This window comes from Streptomyces sp. NPDC054840 (assembly GCF_053611065.1).
Genome location: NZ_JBSGZP010000503.1, coordinates 1 through 5,537 on the forward strand (window position 1 = coordinate 1; position 5,537 = coordinate 5,537).

Sequence of the window (5,537 nt, forward strand, 5' to 3'; positions counted from 1 at the left end):
CTTCGGAGAGCGGCGGGGGGCCTTTCCGTTTTGACAGGGCCGCACGGGCGAGTGAGGGTGGAATTGACCTAAAAGCCTGATAAGCGAGACATGTGCGGAGGTGCATGAGAATGCGCCGTAAGATCGTTGCGGCAGCCATGGCGGGCGCCGCGGGAATCGCGATAGGTCTGCTGCCGGTCGCCAGCGCCTCGGCTTCGGTCGTCGCCGGAAGTGGCGGCGGCGGGGACGGCGGCTACAACTGCTGGCGGTACCCCTCGCACCGCTCCGACGCCCGGTGGGACGTCTGCTGCAACCACGACTGGCGCAACCGTCCGAGCTGGTGCTGGGACCAGGGCGGCGTCGGCGGATACAACGACAACCGGCGCGACAACAACTGGCGTGACTGGTCGAACTGGAACGACTCCGGCCGCGGTGGCAACGGTGACTGGGGTAACCACGACTGGGCCAACGGCCGTGGCGGTAACGGCGGCGACGGCGGCGACTGGGGCAACGGTCGTGGCGGTAACGGCGGCGACTGGGGCAACGGTCGTGGCGGTAACGGCGGCGACGGCGGCGACGGCGGCAACGGCGGCAACTGGGGTGGCGGCGGAGGGGGCGGCGGTGGCGGTGGCGGCGGCTGGGGTGGCCGCTGAGCCCCACCAGGACGCGTAGGGCCGCGAGCCCGACCCATGCGATGCGGTGCCCCTGTCCCTCCCTAGCGGAGGAGCAGGGGCATCGCTCCGGTGAGGTCCCGCAGGCAGCGGACCGCGAGTTCCGCCGGGGAGCCGGGCCCCGAGACCGGGGCGTCCGTCGTCGACCACAGCTCCAGCGAGACGCGGATCGCGTCCGTGGCCGCCGCCGCGAGCAGACGTACCTCCAGCGGGTCGCCCTCCGGGCCCACCAGCCGGGAGATCACCGGGACCAGGTGCTCCTCGGAGTCCTGGTTCACGCGGTACCAGACCGCGCGCAGGGCTTGGTCGTGCGCCGCCGCGCGCAGCAGGCCGCGGGTCACCTCCAGCCCCTCCTCGACCGCCTGCTGTCCGCTCAGTGAGCGGGTGACCGCGCGTTCCAGCGCCTCGCCCAGCGGCGTGCCGGGGTCCTCCTCGGAGAGCAGGGCGCGCCAGGCGTCACCTCCGCCCGCCAGCAGGGGGGCCACCGCCTCCTGCTTGTTGCGGAAGTAGCGGTAGAACGTGCGCAGGGCCACCCCCGCCCGGGAGGCGATGTCCTCGGCGGTGGTGCCGTCGGGGCCGTGTTCGGCGAACAGTTCGCAGGCCGCGCGGGCGATGTCGAGCTGGGTGGCGGCCTTGCGGCGCTCGGTCAGCGACAGGGCTCCGGGGCCGGCCTGGGGTGAGTACGGGCGAGGGGATCTCACGGCAGAAGCGTACCCCTCGCCCCGCACACTGATGACATTCCTTGTCGACATGGCAAAGCGTGCCATCACTTGGGTACGCTCGCGCCATGAACCGTTACGAAGGACGTCGTGTCCTCATCACCGGCGGTGGCTCCGGCATCGGCCGGGCCACCGTCCACCGCATCCTCGCCGAGGGCGGCCGGGTCCACACCGTGGACATCGACGTGGCCGGGCTGAAGGCCACCGCCGACCGGGCCGCCGCCGACGGCCACGCCGACCGGCTCACCACCGCGCTCCTCGACATATCCGAGGAGAACGCCGTCAAGGAGGGCGTGGCCGCCGCGGTCGGCGCCCTCGGCGGGATCGACGTACTCGTCAACGCCGCCGGCATCCTGCGCTCCGGGCACACCCACCGGACCACCCTCGACCTCTGGAACCAGGTCATCGGGGTCAACCTGACCGGCACCTTCCTGATGATCCGCGAGTGCCTCCCGGCGCTGCTCGCGGGCGACCGGCCGGCCGTCGTGAACTTCAGCTCGACCTCGGCGTCCTTCGCCCACCCCTACATGTCCGCCTACGCGGCCAGCAAGGGCGGCATCCAGTCCATGACCCACGCGCTGGCCGCCGAGTACAGCAAGCAGGGCCTGCGCTTCGTCAGTGTCGCGCCCGGCTCGATCGAGAGCGGGATGACCACCGGCAACGGCCCCGGCCTGCCGGAGGACACCGACTGGTCCCTCTTCGCCAAGCTGGCCCCGGCTCTCGGCCAGGGCTTCGCCGGCCCGCAGACCGTCGCCGGCGTCGTCGCCATGCTCGGCTCCGAGGACGGCGCGTTCATCACCGGTACGGAGATCCGCATCGACGGCGGCACGCACCACTGATCAGCCGCGGAACCGTTCCCACAGCCGGGGGAAGCGCTCCGCGAGCACGGCTTCGTTCTCGAAGTCCAGCGGGGTGCCCTCCGGCTCGGCCGCCTGCAGCGGGACGCCCAGATCCGGCGCGACCGCCCCGGTCAGCTGCTCGTACGCCTCGTCGGCCGCGTACCCCAGCTCCTCGCCGTCCCCGTCGATCTCCTCGTCGAAGTCGCCCAGGAGCTCCGCCAGCTGGTCGGGATCGTGCACCCCGCCCTCGAACACCTCCCGCCCCTGGCCGATCAGCCAGCAGCGGAAGTAGTCGAAGGCGTCGTCGCTCGCCCCGTCGAGCAGCACCCAGGCCGCGCCCCACAGGTCCCACGTGTACGCCCGGTTGTACCGGGACTCGAAGTGCCGGGCGAAGTCGAGGACGGAGTCCGGGTCGAGCTGTGCGAGCCGCTCCACGAGCAGCTCGGCATGTTCCTCGGGGTCGCCGTCGGCGGCCTCGCGGGTACGGTCGACGATCTCCCAGAACTCCGTCTCGTCCATCACCGCTCCAGCATCACGGGTCGACCTCCTCGCCGCCACCGCGCATGCCGCGAAAGGCCGGTGTCCGACCCCCTTGGCGGGGTGGGCACCGGCCTTCGCGTGCTGTGCGCGGGCGTGAGGCCTTACAGGCCGTAGCGCTCGCGGGCCTCCTTGACGGCGGACGCCGGCACCTCGCCGCGGCGGGCGAGCTGAGCCAGCGCGGCCACCACGATCGACTGGGCGTCGACACCGAAGTGGCGGCGGGCGCCCTCACGGGTGTCGGACAGACCGAAGCCGTCCGTACCGAGCGAGCTGTAGTCCTGCTCCACCCACTGGCTGATCTGGTCCGGGACCTGACGCATCCAGTCGGAGACGGCGAGCACCGGACTGGTGACACCCTCCAGCGCGCGGGTGACGTACGGGGTGCGCACCTCGCCGCGCAGCAGCGCCTCGTCGCACTCCAGCGCGTCGCGCCGCAGCTCGCCCCAGGAGGTGGCGGACCAGACGTCGGCGGCCACGTTCCACTCGGCGGCGAGGAGCTTCTGCGCCTCCAGGATCCAGTGGATCGCCGTACCCGAGGCCATCAGCTGGACCTTGGGGGCGTCGGCGGCCGGGGCCGCCTCCGCCAGGTCCGCGGCCGTGTTGAAGCGGTAGAGGCCGCGCAGGATGCCCTCTTCCACGCCCTCCGGCATGGCGGGCTGCACCTTCGGCTCGTTGTAGACCGTGAGGTAGTAGAAGACGTCTTCCGGCGTCTCGCCGTACATCCGGCGCAGACCGTCCTTGACGATCACCGCGATCTCGTACGCGAACGCCGGGTCGTAGTTCAGCGACGCCGGGTTCGTGGACGCGATCAGGTGCGAGTGGCCGTCCGCGTGCTGCAGGCCCTCACCGGTCAGGGTCGTACGACCGGCGGTGGCGCCGACGATGAAGCCCTTGCCGAGCTGGTCGGCGAGCTGCCACATCTGGTCGGCGGTGCGCTGCCAGCCGAACATCGAGTAGAAGATGTAGAACGGGATCATCGGCTCGCCGTGCGTCGCGTACGACGTGCAGGCGGCGATGAAGTCGGCCATGGCGCCGGCCTCGGTGATCCCCTCGTTGAGGATCTGGCCGTCCTTGGCTTCCTTGTAGTACATGAGCTGGTCGCGGTCGACCGGCTCGTACGTCTGGCCAAGCGGCGAGTAGATGCCGGCCGACGGGAAGAGGGACTCCATACCGAAGGTACGGGCCTCGTCGGGGACGATCGGCACCCAGCGCTTGCCGGTCTCCTTGTCCCGCATCAGGTCCTTGACGAGCCGGACGAAGGCCATGGTGGTGGCCATCTCCTGCTTGCCGGAGCCCTTGAGCAGCGGGGCGAAGGAACGGTCGGCCGGGGCGGGCAGGGCCACGTGCTCGACCTTGCGGGCCGGGGCCGGACCGCCGAGCGCAGCACGGCGCTCGTTCAGGTACCGGACCTCGGGGCTGTCCGCGCCCGGGTGGCCGTACGGGACCTTGCCGTCGGCGAAGGCACTGTCCGGGATCGGGAGGCCGAGGAGGTCACGCATGTCCTTGAACTCGTCGATCGTCAGCTTCTTCATCTGGTGGTTCGCGTTCTTCGACTCGAACCCGGCACCCAGCGTGTAGCCCTTGACGGTCTGCGCGAGGATGACCGTCGGCGCACCCTTGTGCTCCAGGGCGGCCTTGTACGCGGCGTAGACCTTGCGGGGCTCGTGGCCGCCGCGCGAGCTGTGGAAGCACTCGGCGATCTTCGCGTCGGAGAGCAGGCCGCCCAGGGCGACGAGCTCGGCGTTCGCGCCGAAGAAGTGCTGGCGGATGTAGGCCACGTCGCGGGTCGCGTACGTCTGGAACTGCGCGTCCGGTACCTCGCGCAGGCGGCGTACGAGGGCGCCCGCGGTGTCGAGCTGGAACAGCTCGTCCCAGGCGGAACCCCACAGCGACTTGATGACGTTCCAGCCGGCGCCGCGGAACTGGGCCTCCAGCTCCTGGACCACGCGGAAGTTGGCGCGGACCGGACCGTCGAGGCGCTGCAGGTTGCAGTTGATGACGAAGGTCAGGTTGTCGAGCTGCTCGCGGGAGGCCAGGGCCAGGGCGGCGGTCGACTCGGGCTCGTCCATCTCGCCGTCGCCCAAGAAGGCCCAGACGTGCGAGCCCGCGGTGTCCTTGATGCTGCGGTTCTGCAGGTAGCGGTTGAAGCGCGCCTGGTAGATCGCGGAGAGCGGGCCGAGGCCCATGGACACCGTGGGGAATTCCCACAGCCACGGCAGGCGCCGCGGGTGCGGGTAGGACGGCAGGCCGTTGCCGCCGGACTCCTGGCGGAAGTTGTCGAGCTGCTGCTCGGAGATCCGGCCGTCGAGGAAGGCGCGGGCGTAGATGCCGGGGGAGGCGTGGCCCTGGATGTAGAGCTGGTCGCCCGATCCGTCGGCCTCCTTCCCGCGGAAGAAGTGCTGGAAGCCGGTCTCGTAGAGCCACGCGGCGGAGGCGAAGGTGGCGATGTGGCCGCCGACGCCGTACTTCGAGCCGCGGGTCACCATGGCGGCCGCGTTCCAGCGGTTCCATGCGGTGATCCTGGCTTCCATCTCCTCGTCACCGGGGAACTCGGGCTCCGCGGCGGTCGGGATGGTGTTGACGTAGTCCGTCTCCAGCAGCTTCGGCAGGGCAAGGCCGGCGGCCTCGGCGTGCTGGAGCGTGCGGCGGAGCAGGTATTCGGCGCGGCGCGTACCGGCGGCCTGTGCGACGGCGTCGAGGGAGGCCGCCCATTCGGCGGTCTCCTCGGTGTCGCGGTCCGGGAGCTGGTCGAGCTCGCTCGGAAGCTTTCCTACGGGGTCGGACATTGC

The 5,537-nt window shown here is 71.0% G+C and carries 5 protein-coding genes; 2 read left to right on the forward strand and 3 right to left on the reverse strand.

What is annotated here, in order from left to right; all coding sequences use genetic code 11:
- Positions 1 to 110: 110 nt before the first annotated feature.
- Complete coding sequence (locus ACWGIU_RS27995; RefSeq protein WP_453710330.1) at positions 111 to 632, forward strand: hypothetical protein; 522 nt, start codon at positions 111 to 113, stop codon at positions 630 to 632.
- Positions 633 to 694: 62 nt separating this feature from the next.
- On the opposite strand, the gene ACWGIU_RS28000 is transcribed toward ACWGIU_RS27995, so the two are convergent.
- The gene (locus tag ACWGIU_RS28000; protein WP_453710332.1) at positions 695 to 1,351 is read right to left on the reverse strand and encodes a TetR/AcrR family transcriptional regulator; all 657 of its coding nucleotides are present in this window, start codon (positions 1,349 to 1,351) and stop codon (positions 695 to 697) included.
- 86 nt (positions 1,352 to 1,437) lie between these two features.
- Here ACWGIU_RS28000 and ACWGIU_RS28005 point away from each other — a divergent pair, with 86 nt between their 5' ends.
- Positions 1,438 to 2,208 carry an SDR family NAD(P)-dependent oxidoreductase gene (locus ACWGIU_RS28005; RefSeq protein ID WP_453710334.1) on the forward strand — a complete coding sequence of 257 codons (771 nt, stop codon included), beginning with the start codon at positions 1,438 to 1,440 and terminating at the stop codon, positions 2,206 to 2,208.
- On the opposite strand, the gene ACWGIU_RS28010 is transcribed toward ACWGIU_RS28005, so the two are convergent.
- Together ACWGIU_RS28010 and aceE are read right to left on the reverse strand one after the other, a co-directional pair.
- Positions 2,209 to 2,727, reverse strand: a complete 519-nt coding sequence (locus ACWGIU_RS28010; protein ID WP_453710336.1) for a DUF4240 domain-containing protein — start codon at positions 2,725 to 2,727, stop codon at positions 2,209 to 2,211.
- Positions 2,728 to 2,849: 122 nt separating this feature from the next.
- Complete coding sequence (aceE, locus tag ACWGIU_RS28015; protein ID WP_453710338.1) at positions 2,850 to 5,534, reverse strand: pyruvate dehydrogenase (acetyl-transferring), homodimeric type; 2,685 nt, start codon at positions 5,532 to 5,534, stop codon at positions 2,850 to 2,852.
- Positions 5,535 to 5,537 lie beyond the last annotated feature (3 nt).

Bases quoted from the DNA above. Each gene is read 5' to 3' on its own strand.
- ACWGIU_RS27995 (WP_453710330.1), top strand. From the start codon at position 111: ATGCGCCGTAAGATCGTTGCGGCAGCCATGGCGGGCGCCGCGGGAATC.
- ACWGIU_RS28005 (WP_453710334.1), top strand. From the start codon at position 1,438: ATGAACCGTTACGAAGGACGTCGTGTCCTCATCACCGGCGGTGGCTCC.
- ACWGIU_RS28010 (WP_453710336.1), bottom strand. From the start codon at position 2,727: ATGGACGAGACGGAGTTCTGGGAGATCGTCGACCGTACCCGCGAGGCC.
- aceE (WP_453710338.1), bottom strand. From the start codon at position 5,534: ATGTCCGACCCCGTAGGAAAGCTTCCGAGCGAGCTCGACCAGCTCCCG.